The organism is Emticicia sp. BO119 (assembly GCF_013912375.1).
GTDB lineage: Bacteria > Bacteroidota > Bacteroidia > Cytophagales > Spirosomataceae > Emticicia.
Window position 1 is genome coordinate 256,633 of record NZ_JACETV010000003.1, and the last position, 22,003, is coordinate 278,635.

Here is a 22,003-nt window from a genome sequence, read left to right on the forward strand (position 1 = left end):
CATCGTTCAGTACAATCTCAGTTCCATTTCATCATTCGTTGCTTTAAATCCGAATTTCTCATAAATCGGGCGGCCGTCTTCAGTGGCATGGAGTAAAATACGTTTGTAGTTCCGCTCTTTGGCTGCTTCTAAAATATGATAAAAAACCTGCTTGCCAATGCCCTTTTTGCGCCAGCCAGGCAAAGTATAAATATTCATGATATAGGCTACCCGACCATCTAATAGCGTAAAACCCGGCATGATAGTAGAGAAGCATAATCCGCTTGTTGATACTACTGCTCCATCAGCCAAAGCCAGCCATGCAACAATCTGCCCGGTTGCTAACTGCTGTTGAAAGAAGTCTTTCAGAATTTCATTCAACCCATCTTCACTCACCAGATGTGTTTCAGGGCTTTGTACTTCTTTCAGAAAATCAATTCTTAGTCTTGCCAGTTCTGGCACATCGGCAAGGGTAGCTTTACGATAAGTAATATTCATACTTTGTGGTTAATTCAATCAGGCTTCAACCGGATACAACCCCTGCTCCGAAAGTTTTCTCAGTGCCTCGGTAACGGTTGGTTTATCTTCAGGATAGGTTACCCCAAACCACTCCGACTCGTTCGAGAACACTTTACACTTGCCAAGCCCGTTTTTAATCAGGTAAGTCATTACAGTCGGAATATAAAACTCTGCTTTCGGTGAGTTGATATTCTGTGCCGAGTATTCCTTGAACATCTCGTTGATGACCGGAAATACAGATGGCATAAAGCCCCAGAAATTCATCGACACGATGGTATCTTCTTCCAGTTCGGTCAGTTTATCGCTTTCTTCAAACACTATCTTTCCGGTTGGCTGCCGGTAGATTTTGGTGCGTTCTGTTACCACTTCCAGAAAACCGTCTTTATCGAGTTCGCAAACTCCTCTTGATACAGACCCGTTTTCTGATAACGTATTTTTAATCTGATAACCTACCATTGCCTGACAGGTTTCGTCTGTATTGCCCGATAAAAAATCAGCCATGATTTTAAAGCCCTCATAGCCATAAAAATCATCGGCATTGATAACCGCAAAAGGCGTACTTGTTTGCTCCCATGCACATAAAACAGCATGGCCTGTACCCCAGGGTTTAGTGCGTTCTATAGTGCCCAATTCGGCAGGCACATAGCTTTGTACGCTCTGAATCGCAAAATCGTAATCAATTTTACCTTCTAATTTCGGCCCGAATATTTCCTGAAAATCTTCTCTGAGTTCTTCTCTGATAATGAACACTATTTTGCCGAATCCGGCTTTTATAGCATCATTTAATGAATAATCGATAATTGTTTCGCCATTAGGCCCAAACTTATCTAACTGTTTAATACCTCCATAGCGGCTCCCCATTCCGGCCGCCAAAATCAATAATGTTGGTTTCGACATAATATGCTTTGGTTTCATGAATTCACAACAAAAGTACAAAACTGTTTTGTTAACCTATAAAAAGTTTTTTCGATTTTAATTGTATAAAATACAGTTAATCCCATAGTTTTGTACTAAAACTCTAACAGATTCAACCATGAACCTACGCTTCCTGTCCGTTTTAGGGGCATTATTTCTTTGTTTTCAGGCATTTGCGCAAGAATTTCCGCTTAATCAATTATCAACTGACAACTGGAGTTCAGGCAACTGGAAACCGGCCGAAAGCATTGATAATCCATATAAAAAGAAAGCTGGTTTTACTGCCGGCAACAAAATGTTATTCTCTGATACTCCGGGTAAAACTACCTCAAAACTTGTAACTGCCGATGCCAGAGTAAAGTTTGAGTTTATGCTAGGCAACAACAGTGACGGCGTTTTTTATATACAGGGTAGCCACGGCATTGTACTGAGTAATACCCGTGCAACAGGAGCCATTATCAGACCAGACGGCACGCTGCAATTACCAGAGCAAAACGCCGGTAAAGCGGTTGGCTTATGGCAGAGCCTGGAAGTGACCTTCTCTGATGCACCCTATGGTGGTGCCTTGATTATCGAAAAAGTTACGCTGAATAATGTAGCCATTCATCAGGGATACGTAATTCCAACCACAGGCGCAAACCAAGGCCCTCTCGCTTTTGAGAACAAAAGCGGAACGGTAGCAGTAAGAAACGTTCAGTACCTGAAATACAACAAGGAAAAACCTTTGAAGCTCACCGACCTGACTTATGAAATGTATGAAACCTGGGACTGGAATCAGCAGTTTGCGCCTAAGAAAGACACGCCAAACGACAAAGGTACTACTACTTCTCTGACGAAAGATTTTGGCGCAGGATTTAACCGTTTTCTGTTGATTTTCAGAGGAAATATTGACGTAGAAAAAGATGGCAGCTATTCGCTCATTGCCGACTACGCCGGCAAAGCTTCATTGAAAGTAGACGGTAAAGACATATTGCCAATGGAAAGCGGCGAAAGCTATCGCAAACCAAGGGCAGCTTATGTACAGCTAACAAAAGGCAAGCACCCGTTTGAGCTTCGTTATAATAAAGTATGGTGGAAAGCCGAATTAGGTTTGTTTGCTGCCGGGCCTGAAATCAGACCTTATGCACTCCATGCCGAAACCTCCCTCCCGTCGCCACAGGCAGTGGGCGAAATTGACATTACCCCAACCAGTCAGGTAGAGTTGATTCGCTCGTTTGTAATGTTCGATGGCAAAAAACGTACGCACGTCATTTCGGTTGGTACTCCTGCTGGCACACATTATACCTATGATTTAGACCAGGGCACTCCGCTTTATGCCTGGCGTGGCGATTTCGCCGATGTTACCGAGATGTTCCACGAGCGTGGCGAACCCCAGTTATTGAAACCAAGAGGTGTAAAAACTACTTTCTCAGGCAAACCGACGGTAGCCTATTTAGTCGATGCCAACGCCAATATGCCCGATACCTTAGATGATTACAAAGACCTCGTATTCAAAGGCTATTCATTAGACGCCGAAGGTCTGCCGGGTTTCAGATACCAATACAAAGGTGCAGAACTGACAGAAAAACTCGTACCATCGGCTGACGGTGGCATTACAACCACTATTACAGCCAACGGTGGTAGTAATCTTTACGTAAAATTAGGTCAGGCTGAGACCATTACAATGATAAACAAGGGCTTCTACCTATTAGAAAGCCCGGATAATGACAGGTATATTCAGCTCGACCCCAAACTGAAACCCATCATCAGAAGTGCCTCTAAAGCAGGTCAGGAAATTATTCTGCCGCTGGCAGGTAGCGTGAGTTTTACTACATTGTGGTAGATTTCAAACATATTAAGATTAAATGAACCTATTTGAATTTTAGATTCAAATAGGTTTTTTGAGTACATTTCATTGAAATTCAAAAAAGATATTATCTGTACAAAAGCCATAAAACAAACGGCTTTAAAAGTAAATACACTCACCTCATGAAAATGCCTAACTATTTGTTAAGATAGTCTGTCATTTTTAATATCATTATCTAAGATAAATAGTACTAATTTAAAGATGGGTTTGGCATTTTAATAAAATCCTTAATTTTACCACCTCTAAAGGAATTTAAAGAATTTAGAATTTCAGAGTAATAATGAATATCTACTAACCTCCAGCTTATCCACCCTGAACTAACTTTACCATCAGAAATATTAGTGACCAAAACAAATTTAATATTTTGATTAGTTTCTATTATGACAAAATCTCTATTTCTATAAGCAATATGTGAATTAGAGGTAATAATTTTATAATCAAATTTGGTGTTGCTTAAAAAATTGCGTTGATCTTCTGAAACCTCTTTGTCTATAAAACTTCTTAATTCTTTATCAGGGGTTTCAATAACTATGCGCTGTTTTACTCCAATACTAAGTATTTCCTGAAATTTATTAATCTCAATTAATTTTCTCAGAAATTCTACACTACAGACAGCTTTTGTTTCGCCTATTTCATATAATTTCTTTATAAATTCTAATATATTTTCATTGTCAAAGTCAAAATCAAATTTCCTTTTTGAAAAAGAATCAACTTTTTGTGAAAATAATGAGATTTGAGGGATACTTTTCAAAGTTTCCAATGCTAAGTCTAAAGGCTCAGGTTCAGTTAATGGATTAAATGGAAATTCTGTAATTTCATTTTTTAGAATTTTGTTTTTTAACTCGTTCCTTACCACCGCTTTTTCAAGATCAGTATTCCAGTAAATTTCACTAATTTTCAAATCGATGTGATCATTTTGAGACCAAACTATTTCAAATAGACCGACAACTTCAGGCATATTACTTTTTTCTACACTCCAAAGCTCAACTGCTTTAGTGCTAAAGGCATTCGTAAGTGATAAATCAAATCTTTTGGTTAATTTAACTTCAGTTCCCTTTAATTTTTGTGAATCTTTGCCTATTATGAATTCTGTTTTTGCCCCTGCGTAAATCCAACCACCTCCGAAGTTGAATTTTCTCCATTTGCTTTCTTGCTCAGCCGTTTTTAATACAATTTCTAAGTTTTCTTGTGAAGTATCTGAAACATACATTATATTTTCCCTTTTGAGTCTATAAGTATCTGAATACGCCAAATATTTACTTACTTCCTCCTGCTTCCTTTTGTAAACAATGTATAAAGCAACTAATAAAAATAATTCTATAGCAAACAACAGATAAGGTATCGAAATTGGGAAATTACCTATCTTAATAGCGTTTGGATTTACAGCATTATCGACCCAAAAATCGAAACAAATTAAGAAATCTGACTCATTATTAGGAAATCGATACCAATAACTTCGTGTAAGGTTAACGTTAGCATAACTATCAATATCAGGATAAATAGAGGTTAAACCTGCATCATTATTTTTAAATTCAGATGTAGGTTTTCCTAAAAAACCGGATTTCCACCAAAACCTGTCTAATGGCACGAATCCAGGTCCAAAAGATTCTGTCGTGTAAGGATAAATAACCACACTCCCATCTGAAGAAGCCAAATATATCCTATTAATTTTTAAACCCGGAATATAATTTCTTAACTGTTTAGCATCAAAAAAAGTCAAGGCTAAATCAGAAAAATTGTCTGAGTTTATATTGCCCCCCATTTTGGTTAGTTCATTAATAAATAATGTGTACATTGTAGCAGTATTATCTCCCTTTTGATTCTTTTTATATGTCTCATACTTAATAATTGAGTCCTTTTCAATTCCCTTTACTGTTTTTTTGCTATTTAGATAGAAAATCCCATTTTTATATGCAAAATCCTCAAGTTTAGTTTTACCAAAATCAATTTTTGTCCCATAATCAACTATCAAACCCTCAATTGGGTTTCTTGGAGTAGTTATCTCCGTATATATATTTTTTATTTTTGTGTAAATTTTTTCTTCAAATATCTCCTTAACTTTATTTCTATCATTATTAATAGTCTCAAATTTTGATTTAAACCAAAGATTTGTATCTTCATCAATAATACTTTTTTTGTAATAATTAACCCAAATAATAATACTATTTAAAGACAATAAAACAATCAGAACATAGAATAGCTGATTTTTGATGAATAGAAGAAATTTCATTGGTCCAAAGGTTTAGGTTTATGATACTTTAATAATTCCATTTTATTCTGAAAATTAGCTTATTGATACTGTTAAATATATCTGTTTTGGTGATATGCTCTCAACAAATATCTCTTATGATTATATAAAAGAAAATGTGTAAATTCTTCTATCTTTAGGCTGAACGTCATATTTGAATCACATTTATTAGCTTCAATTTTTGTTTATTGAATCAAATAAATGATATATGAGAAATTATGTGGTGCAGAAGATAAATCTATAATAAAAGTGGTTACTTTAGAAATTAAAATCGAAATTTTTATTTTAAGGTTCTTTTTTTAAGAAATAGGGAATTTTACTACTCAAAGTATATAAATCGACTGAAAGTCAACAAAAATTATCCACCAGATAAGAAAACCCCCAACCATACAATTTATTTAAAATTTCCACTATTTCTTTGTGACCGAAAAGTACTACTTTATAAACATTCAGGATATTTGGTTTATACTGACCTTTTACCATCATTCCGAATAAGAATATCCCCAAAAAATAAAAAATGGCTCAATTTTTGCATTGGTTTTTGTAATTAGTAATTGCAGACAGTTTTTAAAGGTACAGAATGCTGTTGAAAATTATCTATCTTTTTTATAACTAACTTTTGTTGAATTTCTAAAAACTAAAAAAATGAGAAAACTGTCTTTTCTTATCTCATTCGTTGGATTAGGTCTTGGTGCTTATGCACAAGATACCAACGAAGACTCTCACACCATCCAGGTCACTATTCCGGAAGTTGCTCTTCTCGACATCGAAGGTTCAAAAGATTTCAGTGTTGCCTTTACAGCTCCCACTCAGGCTGGTAATGCATTAAACAACCCGACGAACAACACGGCTCTCTGGTTGAACTGGTCGTCTATTGTTACTGATGCAGAAGGTGATAACCCCACGCGTGCAATTAAAGTTAAGCTCGATGCTACCATTCCGGGTCTGGATATTAAGGTTACGCCCGGCACCATTACAGGCGGCCAGGGTTCGCTCGGTACAATTGTGTCGTCACCAGTAACCCTTACAACCTCTGATCAGGACCTGGTTACGGCTATCGGAAGTTGCTACACCGAAGACGGTGTTAACAAAGGAAGTAATTTAACCTACTCCTTTACACCCATTACCGCTAATTATGGCCTGCTGGTCAGTTCTACGCCTACTGTTACAGTTACTTACACTTTAACAGATCTTTAAATTCAGGCAGGGTAACAGGTAACTGGTAATAGGCTGAGTGCCTGTTACCCGAATAGACTTTTGCTATCATTCATCTAAAAAACTTTTACTGTGATCTTCAGCATATACTTCCGCAAGCTGCATCTACAGCTTATAGGCTTATGCCTTATTTCTATGGCTTCCAACGCAGGAATACAAGTACAAAACGGACTCACTCATACACATTCAGGCATTGCCGGAAACGTATTGACCGGCAAAATACGGGTCAAGAATATTGGAAAAAAAGAAGAGAGAATACTCCTTTACAAACAAGACCTTTCCTTATCATGTAATGGCTCACTCGAATATAGCAATGTGGGCAATCATCTCCGTTCATCAGCCAGTTGGATACAAACCAGCGTAGACGAAAAAGTGATTGGGGTCAATGAAGAATATGACATCATATATACCATTACAATTCCCGATTCAGCAGATATTTCGGGCACTTACTGGAATATCATTATGGTTGAAGGGGTTGACCCCATAAAAGAAGAGGCCGACAAAGGCGTGAAAGTTTCATCAAGAGTAAGATATGCGGTACAGATGATTGTAGACGTGGGCACCTTTCAAAGCCCACAAATGGCCTTTGAGAATTTTGCCTATAAAAAAAATCAGGCCGGCAACCAGACAATCCATGTGCAGTTAGCCAATAAAGGGAACTACGCCTCTAAAACCAGGCTTACCCTGGAGGTATATGATGCCAAAGGCGAAAAACTGAAGGTTATTGAAAGTCAATCAAAAAGGCTTTATCCGCAAAAATGCAACGATTTTGAATTAGAACTCAAAGATTTACCTATAGGTAAATACGAAGGAATTATAGTAGCAGATAATGGAAAAGACCTCTTCGGAGCAAATATTACTATCAGTATTCAGTGAAAACCCATGTGCTTTCCATATTATTTTTCAGTAGCTTTTATGTTGTACTTGCTCAGGAAAACTTAAGTATCCATTTACTTAATGTACCTGAGAGTATTAGTGCTAATACCCATTTTACATTATTTTTTGAAGTTGAAAGTACAAACCCGCTCGTTGATTCGGTTTATACAAGGTTAATAATTCCCGATGGCTGGCAAACGCTCATTGCCAGAAATCCTCAGCAGACAATCAGGCACTTGTCAATAAAATATATTTATACGCTGGCTACCGCTCCTACTGCCCCGTCAGGTAATTATCCTGTTACTCTCTGTGTCTATCATAAAGATATGCTAAAGGTGCAAAAAACAGTTACCATCAGGGTGAAGCAGGAGCGGAAAATCGAAGTTACACCCATCTTTGTTCCTGATTATGTGATGGAAGGTGATTCGCTGAATATTGAATATCTGATCCAGAATAAAGGAAACAATCCAGAAAAAGTATGGATAGATTCGCCAAAAAGAAAAACCAGTCAGAAACTTGATTCGCTGACCCTACTGCCCGGCGAGAATATCCGCATAAGCAAATCACAAAAAGTACCCGTAGGTGATGGCAATTCCTGGACAATCTCACCCAAACTCTGTGTATTTATGCGTGACTCCGCAAACCCCGTTACTCAGATACTTTCTGTTCAGGTTTATTCAAAAAAGAATAAAAAGAATGACCCCTATCTGCGATTCCCGATTGAGGTTGGCATGGCATACAGCAGGTTTTCAGGCAGTAACTATATTGCTGGCTCATATCAGTACGATGCCCGTGGAAGAGGTTTCCTTGATTTTAAGCAGCATCATTATGCAGATTTTGTAATTCATGGCCCTGACCAGTCGAACATCCAGTTTATAAGTGGCTATAGCCAGTATTCTTTGGCCTATCGCTATAAAAAAAATACGGTAGTTCAGGCAGGTGATTATTCTTTAACCTTTAATCATCTGATGGAGTTCGGCAGGTTTGGCAGAGGGCTTAAAATTGACGGAGATTATACCAGAACCGGTTTTTCGGTCTTTTATCTGCAACCCCGTTTTTTTCCTGATCAGAAAGCTACCTATGGCGGTAGCCTCACTTACAAATTTCAGAATAAATTCCGGGTTTCGGCCAGTTACCTCTCAAAAAATATCTTTACAAACAAGCAATGGGCCTGGGCAAGGTTTGCTGGTGTAACACTTCAATTAAAAACAAACTTGCTTAGTTCAGAAACAGAAATTGCCCTGAGTTCTGCTCATAAAAAAACAGACTTCGGAGCCTTTAACAGGTTTGGTTTTCATTATAAAAAATTTCAGCTAAACAATAATCTTATTTATGCCGGAAAAAATTTCTTAGGATTTTATAATAACAGCTGGGCTCTGGTCAATTCAGTCAATTACCATCTGTCAAAAAAAATCTACTTTGGTATAGTGAGCAATGTAACAAGAGTCAATCCGAATTTTGATGTTCTGGTTTTAAAAACCTCGCCTTATTATTCCAGTCATACGGCAATGGTATCTTATGCCTTCCATACTCAACATCGGATTATGCTGAGTTATCATCAGCAGACGAAAGAAGACCGACAACCTCAGAAACAATTTCATTATCGTGAAAATTATACCCGTATCGGTTATTATATCAATACTCCAACATTTAACCTATTATACGATGCCCGATATGGGTTTTCAGAAAACCTCCTGCAAAAATCGGATAATAACCCACGCGCCAGAAGTTTCTCAAACCTTATTCAACCGCAGATACAGGTCTTCCCTTCCTGTTGGTTAAGTATTCTGGCCGAACATCAGCATACCAATAAGTTTTCAAAGGATAACCAACTAAAAAATTATGTCTTTTATGGTGGTTCTATTAGAGTTCACCTTAAAAAATACGTTGATGCTTCCTTTATGTATCGAAACTCCTATGCTCCTGATGAACTCGTAGAACGCCAGTCATTTATGGATTTAGCAGTCAATTGCACCATAGGCAATCATAAACTAAGCCTGACAGGTGGTAGAGTATTTGTGCCTACCTACACACAAACAAACCAGAATACATTATTTTTTCTTTTAAAATACACACTTACACTCAATACTCCCTTAGCTAAAAACCGAAACCTCGGGCATATCAGAGGGCAGATTTCCGGCTTGTCAGAATCAGTCAGAAAAGAAGGCATTCTGATTCAGTTAGGAAACAGAAAATACGTAAGTGATGCCAATGGCTTTTTCTATTTCAATGATTTAGTCCCAGATAAATATTACCTCACATTAGATAAATCATCGTTGGGTACGGGAGCAGTAGCAGCCATCAGAACGCCGATAGAAGTAAATGTATCAGCAGACAGCACCCGATTGATTACCATTCCTCTCATAAAATCAGGAAGTATCGAAGGTAGCCTGAATTTTGCAACCACAACAGAAGATGAAAAAACAAAAAAACAAATCCCGGTTATTCTTCTGAAAATTTATAATGATACCGAAAGCTATCTTACCAAAGCCAATGATAAAAACAATTTTTCATTCAAAGAACTCAAGCCAGGTATCTGGACAATCAAGGCATGGTTTCCTGACAATCAGAATCAGTTTACCATCCAAAACCCCGAACAAAGTATTCAGATTGAAGAAGGGGTTGCCAATAAAATAGCATTCAATGTGCTGGCTGTTCAGCGCAAAATTCACTTTTCTAATAAAAGCTATCAGGTAGTATTACAACAATGAAACTATCGGTTTGCATATTACTCTATTTATGTATCCAGACAGCCTGGTGTCAGACCTCTGCAACCGTAAATTTTACACTGCCTTCTATTGCGCTGCTCGACCTCAACAGTAATTCGTCTATTACTTTAGCTTTTCAATCACCTGCTCAGGCAGGGTCATCCATTGTTAGTCCGACCACTAATACCACCAAATGGCTCAACTTTACATCGGCTGTTGCTCCGGGTGTAACGCGCAGAATCACCGCTCAGGTGGTTTCTGGTACAATCCCGAATGGTGTTCAGCTAAAATTAGAAACCGCCACTTATACAGGTGCGGGAAGTGGCTCGCTGGGCACAGTCACAAGTCCGGTTTATCTTACCACCACCGCCACAACCTTTATCAATAATATAGGCGGAGCTTTTACAGGCAATGGCACAAGTAATGGATTTAATCTGAAATACTCATTAGAAATACAGAATTATAGCTTGCTGCGCAATACAAATACCTCATTTACCATCATTTACACCTTTATCGATAACTAATGCCCCGATACCTGTTTACGATATTATTTCTATGGAGCTTTGAGTTCAGCCTTGCCCAATCAGTAAGTGGTAACTGGACAAGCAACCTGCCTGCCAGCACCATTACAGAGGCTGGTAGTAACTATAGCAGTAACTGGACAAGCCTCACCAACCAGTCTGTGATATCAATGGCAGCGTGGTTAACCAATTATACCGTGCGTGTAAAGAAAATAGATGGCGTGTGGCATTCAGACCTTGGCCTCTGGATTCATAAAACAAGCGACAGAGTAGGGTTATTAGGAAGCGCAGCCCCATCAGGCAATAGCACTTATTTTCAGCTTACGGCTGCTGATCAGGTTTTTTTCACCACATACACAGGTGTTACTTTAACCGGATTACCTTCATTTAATATCCAGTACGAAATCAGAGGTTTGTCGGTAACCATACCAGCACAAACTTACTCTACCACAATTGTTTATACGATTTCCAGCCCTTGAACAAAAAATAACTATGATACACGCCTGCCAAAGAGTAACTATTTTGAAAAAGTTAAAAACTTATTCTTTCAGCAATTAATTTATTCGTGTCATTAATACAATTTTTAATGATAACCTAACTACATTTTTCCTACATTTGTAAAGGAAAGCCTATTCAAGCAATAATACCTGTCAGCATGACACTTATTGACCTGTATAACTTTTCAGATATTCAACCAACCCATTAAAAATGAAAAAAATATTCATTTTAGTACTATTCGCTGTTTCAAGAGTATTTGCACAGAATCGTCCTTTAGTAGAAGAGGATTTTTATCGAATCGTAACCCTCCCTGTACCTGAGGGTATTCAGTTAGAAGTAGGCGGATTAGCCACTTTACCCGATGGTCGTCTGGGTGTTTGTACCAGACGTGGCGATGTATGGCTTATCTCAAACCCCTACATGAAAAACGGTACTACCCCTACCTACAAAAGATTTGCCACAGGCTTGCACGAGCCATTAGGCCTAAACTATATCAACGGTAACCTTTGGGCTACACAAAGAGGCGAATTAACGATTCTGAAAGATACCGATGGCAATGGCATAGCAGACGATTATACCGCTTTCTACAAGTTTCCGCTTTCGGGCAATTACCACGAATACTCGTACGGCCCTGTATTATTGCCTAATAACGATATGCTGATTACACTGAATCTGGGCTGGATCGGTCATGGCGCAAGCCTGGCCAAATGGCGTGGATGGATGTTGCGTCTGACACCTGATGGTAAAATGACCCCCTGGGCAACAGGCTTACGTTCTCCGGCAGGCTTTGCAGTCCTGAAAAACGGAGATATTTATTATACTGAAAATCAGGGCGACTGGGTAGGATCAGGACGTATGACACAACTGGAAGAAGGTGATTTTGCCGGAAACCCTGAGGGATTAGTCTGGACATCAGAGCCTGATTCTCCACTGAAATTAAAGGCTTCAAACGTATTAGATACGGGCGAACCTATGTATGACATAGCTCCGAAAGTACCCAATCTGAAAGTTCCGGCTATCTGGTTTCCTCATACTTTAATGGGTATTTCTACTTCTGATATAGCAGAGGATTTATCAGGTGGGAAATTCGGGCCGTTTGAAGGACAGCTTTTTATTGGCGACCAAGGGCATAGCAAAATTATGCGTGTATTTTTAGAGAAAGTTAAAGGTAAGAGTCAGGGTGCTTGTTTTCCGTTCCGTGAAGGTTTCCAGTCTGGTATTCTGCGTATGAAATGGGGGCTTGATAACTCCATGTTTGTTGGTATGACCAGCCGTGGATGGTCATCAACAGGCAAAGACGAGTTTGGTTTGCAACGCCTGGAATGGACAGGCAGAACACCTTTTGAAATGAAAACCATCAAATCAATGCCTGATGGATTCCTGATTGAATTTACGCAGCCTGTAAACAAGGATATTGCCAGAGATGTGGAATCTTACAAAGCCAATAGCTTTACTTATAAATACCACCACAACTATGGCAGCCCGATTATCAATGCCAAAGCTTTGAAAATCAAGGCGATTCAGGTGGCAGAAGATGGTATGAGTGTTCGTCTGGCTATTGATTCTTTGCGTTTAGGGTACATTCATGAATTGCGCCTGGAAAGTATTAGAAACACAGAAGACCGCCCCTTATTACATAATTTTGGGTATTATACCCTCAACAACATCAACGATGCTGCCCCTGCAATGGACATTGCTAAATATGCCGTAGCAGAGAAAAAACCAGCAGAAGAGCATGCAGGGCATAACATGAGTAATATGCCTAAAACTGAACTAAAAGCCAGTGCCAAACGTGTAACAGAAATGCCCGAAAGCTGGGGAGGGAAAGCCGACCAGACAATTACTTTAGGAACAAAACCAGGCCTGAAATTTGATGTTGCCAGCTTACAAGTAAAAGCAGGCAGCAAAATTCATATCGTGTTTAATAATAACGACGATATGTTGCACAATTTAGTAATTGTAAAGCCCGGAACTGTAGGTAAAGTGGGAGAAGCTGCCTTTAAAATGGGTCTGGAAGGCGAAAGCAAAGCCTATGTACCTGATTTACCCGAAGTATTATATCATACTGCTCTTATGCAACCGGAAGCCTCGGAGTCTATTTATTTTGTTGCCCCAACTACTCCGGGCAATTATACCTTTGTGTGTACCTATCCGGGGCATTATACCGTAATGCAGGGAACTTTGAAGGTGGTGAAATAACAAGGAGTCTTACATAAAAAAATGCCGTAATATCACATATTACGGCATTTTTTATAGAATACAGTAACACTTCCGACTCGTATCTCAATAGAAAATGCAGATATTCTAATTGTGTTATACCACCACATGAGAGCACGCTGCAATAAATGTCTCCACCATTCTGGCACATTCATTTGGGCGTTCAAACATACCTGCGTGAGCAACGCCACTCAATACATCGGTATAGCCTTTTTTCAGAAGCTTTATCTGCTCTCTGGCTGCCTCCACCGCAACAAATTTATCCTCTTCTCCGGCAATAATCATCACCGGATAATTGGCCTGCTTCAAAACCTGTGTAGTATCCTTACGGTTACGCATAGCAAGCTGGGCATTTTTCAAAGATCGCTTTGATAACACCCTATACCGCTCAATATGCCTCTCAATCAGTTCTTTATTTTTCTTCTTGAAATCATCCGCAAACATTTTCGGATAAAAATCCTTAATAAACTCTTCTGAGCCATGCTTTTGGATAAAATCAATGGTTTTGAGTCTACCTGCTTTTCGTTCAGTATTGTCAGCATAGGCTGACGAATGGAAAAGCCCCAGACCAAGTACCATTTCCTGATATTTCTCTGCAAAGGCTAATGCAATATATCCACCCATCGAATGGCCTATCAACACGCATCGCTCAACATCTCTTTCTCTTAGAAATTCTTTCAGCCACTTTACATAGTCATCTATAGTTTCAACGTCTGTAAATGTGGCATAGTCAGGGGTATAATACGTATGTTTTTTAGGAAGTAACGACATAAATTCTTTCCATACGAAATGGTCTTCACCAAAGCCGTGTATCAGAATAATATTCATAGACTACATTTGAAATTGAGTGAATTAGTGAATGGTGAATTAGTGAATAATTATAAATTATCGCTAAACATACTTACTAACTGATTTTACTTTTCTCACTCCTGTTAATAATGATTATAACTAAAATAATTTCCTCAATCCTCTGATAATAAAGAAGGCGGATAATAAGCCGAAGATAATCGCTAAAAGATTTATGTGAAGCAACGCAAAAACTACTGCAATTCCTAATAGTACCAATCCTATTTTTAATCGTTCGTTAAAACCACGTCCAAATCCATCACGTCTTTTATTTACTTTCTTCTTCTCAAAAAAACCTCTCTTTTCCTGTTTCTGAAAAATCCCCCCTTTCCTGTCATTAGATAAAAACCTTTTCCTCTTCTTAAATAACCATTTCGGAAACAAATCTGTTTTCTCTTTTAACTGATTATTTCCCGACGGAACTACATCATTGATGCTCGCGACAACTTTTTCTGGTTCCGGTGCAGTTATAAATCTTATTTCTTCTATTTCATTTTGCCTGTCTGTTACCTCATCTTTATGAGTTATTATAGGGTTTTCTATCTGTTTTTTAGCATGATGATAATTTTCAGTAGCAGTTTTCTGAAAGTGTGCATACTCACGTCTGCAACCAAAGGCCACACAGAGCACACAGGCAAATAATAGGGTTTTAAGCATTTTCCTGAAATAGCGAATAGATGATGAAAAGGGAAAAACGGCAGCAAAGGGCAACAAAAAACCCTATAAAACTGGTTAGCTTTATAGGGTTTGTTTTATGTTCGCCTAAAATTTATGCTACCATTTTTAATTGATAGAACGCCGAGCGCTCAAATTTATTTTGTGCATAATCTAATGTTAGCGTAAAGTGCTTAATCTCTTTATTTGAAGGCATTTCATACATCACGTCTGTCATAATTGCCTCACATATAGAGCGTAGCCCTCTTGCTCCTAATTTAAATTCCATAGCCCTGTCAACAATGTATTCCAATACTTCCGGCGAAAACTCCAGCGTTACACCTTCCATCGCAAAAAGCTTTTTGTATTGTTTTACTAAAGCATTTTTTGGTTCTGTCAGGATACGTCTCAAGGCATCACGGTCCAGCGGATTCAGATAAGTTAATAAAGGCAAACGACCGATTAGCTCAGGAATCAGACCAAACGATTTCAAATCCTGTTGTGTTACAAAACGCAGCAGATTGGTATTATCCCACAATTCCAGACGCTTGGCATCATTAGAGAACCCGATAGGTCGTGTATTGATACGTTTGGCAATATGTCTGTCGATACCATCAAACGCCCCGCCACAAATAAACAGAATATTTTCAGTATTAATCTGAACCAGTTTCTGTTCCGGGTGTTTTCTACCACCTTGTGGTGGTACATTCACGATTGAGCCTTCCAGGAGTTTCAACAAACCTTGCTGCACACCTTCTCCGCTCACATCACGGGTGATAGATGGATTATCGCTTTTACGAGCAATCTTATCTATTTCGTCAATATACACTATGCCTCTCTCAGCCAGCTCTGTATTATAATCAGCAGCCTGCAACAATCGGCTCAGAATACTTTCTACGTCTTCACCCACATAACCTGCTTCTGTTAATACTGTGGCATCGGCTATGGCAAAAGGCACTTGTAATACTTTGGCAATGGTACGTGCCAGATACGTTTTACCGGTTCCGGTTTCTCCAACCATAATAATATTCGATTTCTCAATCGTCACATCATCTTCGCGCTTATGTTGCATCAAGCGTTTATAGTGGTTATAAACTGCCACGCTTAACACTTTCTTGGCTTCGTCCTGTCCGATTACATACTGGTCTAAATGGCCTTTTAATTCGGCCGGAGGTTTCAATTCAAATTTTGGTGAATCATTCTTTTTCTTTTTCTCCTTCTTCACAACGCCATACAACTCCTGTTGTACAAGCTGGTGGCCTTGTTCTACACAGTAGTTACAAATATTTGCTTCTGTTCCCGAGATTAAAAGTTCAACTTCGTTTTTTCTTCTACCACAGAAAGAGCAATAAGGTTGCTGTCCAAAATCCATTGAGTATGCTTGTTCTTAAAATTTCTTACAAAAGTAAGAAAAATGTTTGAGTATAAAACTAAAAAAGCCTGATTGCAGACTAACCGCTTTCAGGCTTTAACATATTTTTTATACAAAAAAGTTTACTCAGGGTTGTTTGTCTCCTTCCATTGTAGAGCCTTGCATAGTTAATTTTATCTTTTTTACCAGTTTGCTTTCGTCTCTTACAAACTCTACTTTGCCATCATAGCCCACTACCTCAAAAATATCGGTCTCTTTTGTAGGAGCCAACTCTGCCGAGCCTTGCCCTACAGCCTCACCAGCCAGTTTACCGTCTTTTAATGAAACAATTATTTCTTCAAAAGGCGAATCTTTCATTTTATATTTACCTACATAACTCTTTGCTGCTACTGTATCAAGTGCCGCAGTTGTTGTAGTGCTTGTTTGCGCAGACACGTCAAAAGTAACGGCAAATAAGCCAATAAATAATAAGGCCAATAGTTTTTTCATTTGTTTAAATGATTTGATGTTTAAAATAGATAATGTTTAAAATTTGTGATGCAAGATAATTATTTTACACATATCACAAACAAAAAAGTAATTAGATAAAGATTAATTTTACGGAATGGAGATTATTAAATGTTTACGCTTATCATGTTAAGTGAGTACGCCAGATTAATAGTGCATATTGCAACAGCAAGCAGCCCTGAGCCATAGTAGCTTTGAATTACTTCGTAGCAAATATGTCTGAAGCATTTTATATTTGCTCTGCGTAGGCTTATTGTTTTTTTTAGTTATAAATACCAGATCTTATCTAATCCTGATAATTATCTGAAAATCCATCACAAAACCGATATAAAAACTACTCAATCGAAATATTAAAGATAATTTACCTAAAAAAATTTGCATTCATAAATAATATATCTATTTTTGCCGGACAAAAAAGACAGAATTTCAACCAGGACAATGGCTAAAGTAACTGAGCATCTGAGTAATACCCAAGGGAAGCCCGTTTTCTCAATCGAAATCATTCCTCCTGTAAAAGGAAGCAATATCGATGATTTATTGAAATCGATCGAGCCGATGATGGAGCTTAAACCGCCATTTATTGATGTGACCTTCCACCGTGAAGAATATATTCTGAAAAACCTGCCTGACGGTGGCACCAAAGAAATAAAAATCCGTAAACGGCCGGGTACAGTGGGTATCTGTGCTTCAATCTTACATAAGTTCGGAATTGACCCTGTACCACACGTTTTGTGTGGAGGCTTTACCAAAGAGGAAACCGAAGATTTACTGATAGATTTGAATTACTTAGGCATTGAAAACGTATTGGCACTAAGAGGAGATTATGCCCGGCCATATAATTCTTTTAAAGCCAGAAAAGACGGTCACTTTTATGCCAACGAACTGGTAAGCCAAATCAACAATATGAATAATGGCAAATACCTGCACGAAGAAGCAGAATACCTCAATGCCAGTGATTTTTGTATTGGTGTAGCAGCCTACCCCGAAAAACACTTTGAAGCACCCGACCTTGACCAGGATATTGAAAACCTGAAACGTAAAATAGCCGCCGGTGCCGATTACGTAGTAACGCAGATGTTTTTTGATAATCAAAAGTACTTCGATTTCGTGAACCGTTGCCGTGCCGAGGGTATCACCATTCCGATTATTCCGGGCTTAAAAGTATTAGCTACCAAAAAACAATTAGATGTTTTGCCAAAGCTATTTTATTTAGATATGCCCGAGGCATTCAGAAAGGAAGTAACCGCTTGCGAAAACGACAAACACGCCAAACAGTTAGGTATCGAATGGTGCGTACAACAATGCCGTGAGTTAATGGACTTTGGCGTACCTGCCCTGCATTTTTATACTATGAGCAAGTCAGACACTACGTTAGCAGTAGCCAGGCAGATATTTTAAGGTTAATGAAATTTGAAGCAAAACAAAAGCGACGCTGAATAACGTCGCTTTTTTAATGATTATGCTCCTGAGATGCTTATTCGTACATCGCTTCTTTTCCAAATTTCTTCACTAATAGAGCATAAGCTACTGCTCGGTATTTACTACGGTTCGATCTGCCCATTTTTTCCATTACTTCATCAATAGCGGCATCTAAAGCGTCGCTATCTGCCAGACCTAATTTACCGATAAGGAAATTATTTTTTACACGTGCTAATTCTTCAGGATCTGATGCCGAGATTTTTGAAGAGTCGGCATTATAGATAGAAGGGCCTAAGCCTTTTGCTACGGCTGTTAGTAATTCTTCACTAACTCCTAAACCAAGGTCTGCTACTTGTGCTTTGTAGTCTTCAATTGCTTCTGCGAATTTGCTCATTTGATTCTAAATTATGGGTGAGTGTTTTTTTGTAAATATTCTATAAAAACTTATATTTTCCAAACATTCGGGTAGTTTATTGCTCCCGCTCTCCATTAAAAAATCCTTTATTAAGACTTCATCTGTCAGTAAAAGTCACATTCTAACTTAAACATTGATTTTCCTGCGCCGTCCAAGTACCTGCCACACTTGCTCAACCGACTGATTTTCAACCACATACGCCTCATCATATAAATTAACGGTAGGGCATACATGATACGGCACTCCATACAAAACATCGCCTACTTTCAGGGCATCCCAGTCCTTTACTTTCAGTACGCCATGCTCCTCGCTCTGCCCGATTAATTCATAATCAGACAAATTCAGGAAGCGGATCCGTTTATCAATCGGGTTTTCGGCTGAAACCGCCTTATGCCCCATATCAATCGTTATGATACCTTTCTGTGGTTTTGAGATAACCCTCGTCAGCACCAGAGCAGCATATTCAAAAGGCTGTTCGCTTAATTTATCTCCATAGCCCCAATCCCATAATACACAAGTTCCCGGGCTGCAATAGGTCTCAGATCTTAACGCATGAGACGTAAACGCAGGCGTGCCTCCGGCAATCACCATTGGTTTAGGCCAGCCTTCATTTTCAATGGCCTCTAAGAAATGTTTCACATCTACAAAACCCTCATCAATTTCATGCTTACGTTCTTCAAAATCATCGGATCTTATATGCCCGTCATATACATGCAAGCCGTGCAGTTTAATATCTGCCTGTGAAGAAAGATAACGGTATAAGTCCATGATATGCTCATCTAACGGATGCCCCGATCGATCCATGCCGCTATTAACGTCTAAAAACACATGAGATACCAACCCGTTAGCTCCAAAAACCTGATTATGCACTCTTGCATTATCTAAGGAGTCAATCAACGAAGCAAAGGTCACGTCAGGATACATTTTTGAAAGCTGAATCAACCGCTCAATTTTAGGGCCTACCAACTGGTGCGCTATCAGTACAAATTTTCCGCCTGCCATAGCCGTAATTTCAGCTTCAGCAATGGTCGCGCATTTGAATTTGGTAATACCCTGCTCAATCATCATCTTCACAATCTCAGGCATTTTGTTAGTCTTCACGTGTGTAAACAGCCGCTCCGCACTTCCGGCAATGGCAATCATTTTTAGGATATTCTCTCTTACCCGTTCTTTATAAATGAGCAGTGAAGGAGAATCTAATTCGTTTTCGTTATGTACTTTGTACCAGGGCATTATTAAAAAATTAGGGTTGAGAATTTAGATGTTCAGATATTTTATTAAATTCTGTTTGAAAAAATTTTGTAATTCTGCTAATTACTATTTTAACGTTCTATAACACGTTCCATTATAAATTTGAAAAAATCATCATAAGAAAATTTAAGTAATTTTTTCAAATTTAGATTTCTTCAACAGATACAATTTGATACATAATGATTTTGAAATAATCCAAATCTTTCCTTGACCTTATAAATACTAACTAATATCATCGTCTAATTCACTTTCTAAAATATACCTTAGCTTCTGTAAAAGTAATTTTTCTCTTTCTTTGAAGAATTGAATAAAATTATTGAAATCAAAATTTACGTTTGGAATATAATGTCTCTTCTTATAATCATCCTGTTCTTCCCCTTCTAACCTTGCCATCCATTCATCAAATAAAGAATCACTTTTTTGTATATTAGGAGTTGATTCCAAGATTTGTAGATTAGGAAGACTGTCAACGTATGATAAATAATATTCTACATCTTCATCCATAACGTTTAATTTTCTTAACATTCTTTGATTAAATTTACTTTTTGGATATAGATGATCTATGTGAAAAGTATAGTTAAAATTTAAAGTTGGATATAAAAGGGATAATATCGCAAAAGTACTGGGTTGCCCATATTTATTAGAAATTAGATGATCTATATCTTCATTACTAAAAATCAAAGATTTAGGGGTTCCTTTAAAATTATCAATAATTTTACCCAAGGGAAAACTATCTCCATTATTCTCAATAATTATTTTTCTAATAGAACGTAAAATATTGTCAGGTTGCCCACTAAATACTTTCTTCAAAAATGTAAGAATAAGCCATTTTTTTATACGGATTCTATCTTTATTAGTATTAATATTTGAAGAAAAATTATCAGGCAGGCCAATTTTTAAAAGATAATAAGCTATTGGGATTATAGCATTATTTGAAGTCAAGGTATCCCTACTAAAACCAAAGCTTGAGATTAACTTAAAAGCAAGTCTAATACTTTTACAAATATTATCCCAGTTTTTTTCAATCTTAAGCATATTCTCCTTATTGAAGTTATCCACTTTAAAGGCAATATCCCCAAAATCATTTAATACTAAACAAGCTTTTAATACAAAGTCTTTATTAATATTGAATCCTAAACCAATGTTATTGATTTCATCAACAAAGTTGGTTATTTCTTCCCTTGCATCTTTTTCTTCCCATTGAGCTGTTGCAATTGATAACAATAAATCTGAATAGCTTAAAACAGTTCCTCCACTATTTATGCGAATAAATATGTTTAAAACTTTATCAAGCTCATCGCTCTTTTCTAAATAATAACTAATCGCAGGTTTTATATGAATAATCTCGTGAAGTTTTGACAATGCTTTATTAGCAAAAGAAGCCTTCTCTTTGCCATAGTCTGAAAATAGTCCATTTTCAATTAAATAACTGTTTACTTCAAAGGATTCTTTTAGGTTTAAGATATTTCCTACTGGAAACCAATAATTATCACTATCTTTTTTTTGTGCCTCCTCTTCTGTTAAAAAGAGAAAGTCAAATTGAAATTCAAAATCATTTGAAGGGTTAAGTAAATTTAAATACAATTTTTTTTGAGGATAAGCCTGCTCATTATCCCATCTTTTTTTAGGCATTTTACTTGAATAATTGCCTTTCAGTCCAATATATATAGATGTTAGCCTTTGTTGTCCATCAAGAACTGCAATTATTTCCTCATCACCATTTATATTGGCTTTGGGATTGTGTCTATGATTCTTTTCATGATATATTCTAAGAAACTCATAGAATTGATAATCATTTACTTTTTCTTTCCCAACTTGCCAAAACAGGAAGGAACTTATAGGATAATCACGCATTAAACTATCAAATAATCTTTCTATTTGACTTGTATTCCATACAAATTCACGTTGAATTGCAGGCAAAAGATATTTTTTTCCATGTATTTCTTTTACAACAGAAGCGATTGTTAAAGCAGTTTGATATGACATTTTAAATAACC

18 protein-coding genes are annotated in these 22,003 nt (G+C 37.6%); 8 read left to right on the forward strand and 10 right to left on the reverse strand.

Features of this window, described 5'->3' with window-relative positions; translation table 11 throughout:
- Positions 1-6: 6 nt before the first annotated feature.
- Both H1R81_RS12460 and H1R81_RS12465 read right to left on the reverse strand, forming a co-directional pair.
- The gene (locus tag H1R81_RS12460) at positions 7-477 is read right to left on the reverse strand and encodes a GNAT family N-acetyltransferase (protein ID WP_181841055.1); all 471 of its coding nucleotides are present in this window, start codon (positions 475-477) and stop codon (positions 7-9) included.
- 18 nt (positions 478-495) lie between these two features.
- A complete protein-coding gene (locus H1R81_RS12465; protein WP_181841056.1) occupies positions 496-1,395 on the reverse strand; it encodes an NTP transferase domain-containing protein in 900 nt (299 codons plus the stop codon).
- Positions 1,396-1,531: 136 nt separating this feature from the next.
- Here H1R81_RS12465 and H1R81_RS12470 point away from each other — a divergent pair, with 136 nt between their 5' ends.
- A complete protein-coding gene (locus H1R81_RS12470; protein WP_181841057.1) occupies positions 1,532-3,235 on the forward strand; it encodes a hypothetical protein in 1,704 nt (567 codons plus the stop codon).
- A 214-nt stretch (positions 3,236-3,449) separates the two neighbouring features.
- Here H1R81_RS12470 and H1R81_RS12475 read toward each other — a convergent pair whose 3' ends face one another.
- Positions 3,450-5,489, reverse strand: coding sequence for a hypothetical protein (locus H1R81_RS12475; protein ID WP_181841058.1), 2,040 nt, complete (start codon positions 5,487-5,489; stop codon positions 3,450-3,452).
- Between the two features lie 663 nt (positions 5,490-6,152).
- Here H1R81_RS12475 and H1R81_RS12480 point away from each other — a divergent pair.
- The 6 genes from H1R81_RS12480 (at position 6,153) to H1R81_RS12505 (ending at position 13,524) form a co-directional block, all read left to right on the forward strand.
- Positions 6,153-6,704, forward strand: a complete 552-nt coding sequence (locus H1R81_RS12480) for a hypothetical protein (protein ID WP_181841059.1) — start codon at positions 6,153-6,155, stop codon at positions 6,702-6,704.
- Positions 6,705-6,857: 153 nt separating this feature from the next.
- Positions 6,858-7,598 carry a hypothetical protein gene (locus H1R81_RS12485; RefSeq protein WP_181841060.1) on the forward strand — a complete coding sequence of 247 codons (741 nt, stop codon included), beginning with the start codon at positions 6,858-6,860 and terminating at the stop codon, positions 7,596-7,598.
- Between the two features lie 8 nt (positions 7,599-7,606).
- Positions 7,607-10,309 carry a hypothetical protein gene (locus H1R81_RS12490; protein ID WP_181841061.1) on the forward strand — a complete coding sequence of 901 codons (2,703 nt, stop codon included), beginning with the start codon at positions 7,607-7,609 and terminating at the stop codon, positions 10,307-10,309.
- Positions 10,306-10,830 (forward strand): hypothetical protein, encoded by a 525-nt coding sequence (locus tag H1R81_RS12495; RefSeq protein WP_181841062.1) that lies wholly within the window; start codon positions 10,306-10,308, stop codon positions 10,828-10,830. The genes H1R81_RS12490 and H1R81_RS12495 overlap by 4 nt, the downstream gene beginning before the upstream one ends.
- On the forward strand, positions 10,830-11,306 hold the full coding sequence (locus tag H1R81_RS12500) for a hypothetical protein (protein ID WP_181841063.1): 477 nt from the start codon (positions 10,830-10,832) through the stop codon (positions 11,304-11,306). Before H1R81_RS12495 ends, H1R81_RS12500 begins: the two co-directional genes overlap by 1 nt.
- Before the next feature lie 229 nt (positions 11,307-11,535).
- Positions 11,536-13,524 (forward strand): plastocyanin/azurin family copper-binding protein, encoded by a 1,989-nt coding sequence (locus tag H1R81_RS12505; protein ID WP_181841064.1) that lies wholly within the window; start codon positions 11,536-11,538, stop codon positions 13,522-13,524.
- A gap of 114 nt (positions 13,525-13,638) precedes the next feature.
- Here the strand turns inward: H1R81_RS12505 and H1R81_RS12510 are convergent, their stop codons facing one another.
- From H1R81_RS12510 to H1R81_RS12525, 4 genes are all read right to left on the reverse strand, one after another.
- On the reverse strand, positions 13,639-14,370 hold the full coding sequence (locus H1R81_RS12510) for an alpha/beta fold hydrolase (protein WP_181841065.1): 732 nt from the start codon (positions 14,368-14,370) through the stop codon (positions 13,639-13,641).
- 120 nt (positions 14,371-14,490) lie between these two features.
- The gene (locus tag H1R81_RS12515; protein ID WP_181841066.1) at positions 14,491-15,045 is read right to left on the reverse strand and encodes a hypothetical protein; all 555 of its coding nucleotides are present in this window, start codon (positions 15,043-15,045) and stop codon (positions 14,491-14,493) included.
- 112 nt (positions 15,046-15,157) lie between these two features.
- Positions 15,158-16,414 carry an ATP-dependent Clp protease ATP-binding subunit ClpX gene (clpX, locus tag H1R81_RS12520; protein ID WP_181841067.1) on the reverse strand — a complete coding sequence of 419 codons (1,257 nt, stop codon included), beginning with the start codon at positions 16,412-16,414 and terminating at the stop codon, positions 15,158-15,160.
- Positions 16,415-16,540: 126 nt separating this feature from the next.
- Positions 16,541-16,903, reverse strand: a complete 363-nt coding sequence (locus H1R81_RS12525; RefSeq protein WP_181841068.1) for a hypothetical protein — start codon at positions 16,901-16,903, stop codon at positions 16,541-16,543.
- A 456-nt stretch (positions 16,904-17,359) separates the two neighbouring features.
- Here H1R81_RS12525 and metF point away from each other — a divergent pair, with 456 nt between their 5' ends.
- Entirely contained in the window at positions 17,360-18,319 is a 960-nt protein-coding gene (gene metF, locus H1R81_RS12530; RefSeq protein WP_181841069.1) for a methylenetetrahydrofolate reductase [NAD(P)H], read from the forward strand.
- A 76-nt stretch (positions 18,320-18,395) separates the two neighbouring features.
- Here the strand turns inward: metF and H1R81_RS12535 are convergent, their stop codons facing one another.
- The 3 genes from H1R81_RS12535 to H1R81_RS12545 all read right to left on the reverse strand — a co-directional run bounded on the left by H1R81_RS12535 (position 18,396) and on the right by H1R81_RS12545 (position 21,992).
- A complete protein-coding gene (locus H1R81_RS12535) occupies positions 18,396-18,734 on the reverse strand; it encodes a DUF2853 family protein (RefSeq protein WP_181841070.1) in 339 nt (112 codons plus the stop codon).
- 147 nt (positions 18,735-18,881) lie between these two features.
- Positions 18,882-19,988, reverse strand: coding sequence for a D-TA family PLP-dependent enzyme (locus H1R81_RS12540; RefSeq protein ID WP_181841071.1), 1,107 nt, complete (start codon positions 19,986-19,988; stop codon positions 18,882-18,884).
- Positions 19,989-20,228: 240 nt separating this feature from the next.
- Complete coding sequence (locus H1R81_RS12545; RefSeq protein ID WP_181841072.1) at positions 20,229-21,992, reverse strand: DUF262 domain-containing protein; 1,764 nt, start codon at positions 21,990-21,992, stop codon at positions 20,229-20,231.
- Positions 21,993-22,003 lie beyond the last annotated feature (11 nt).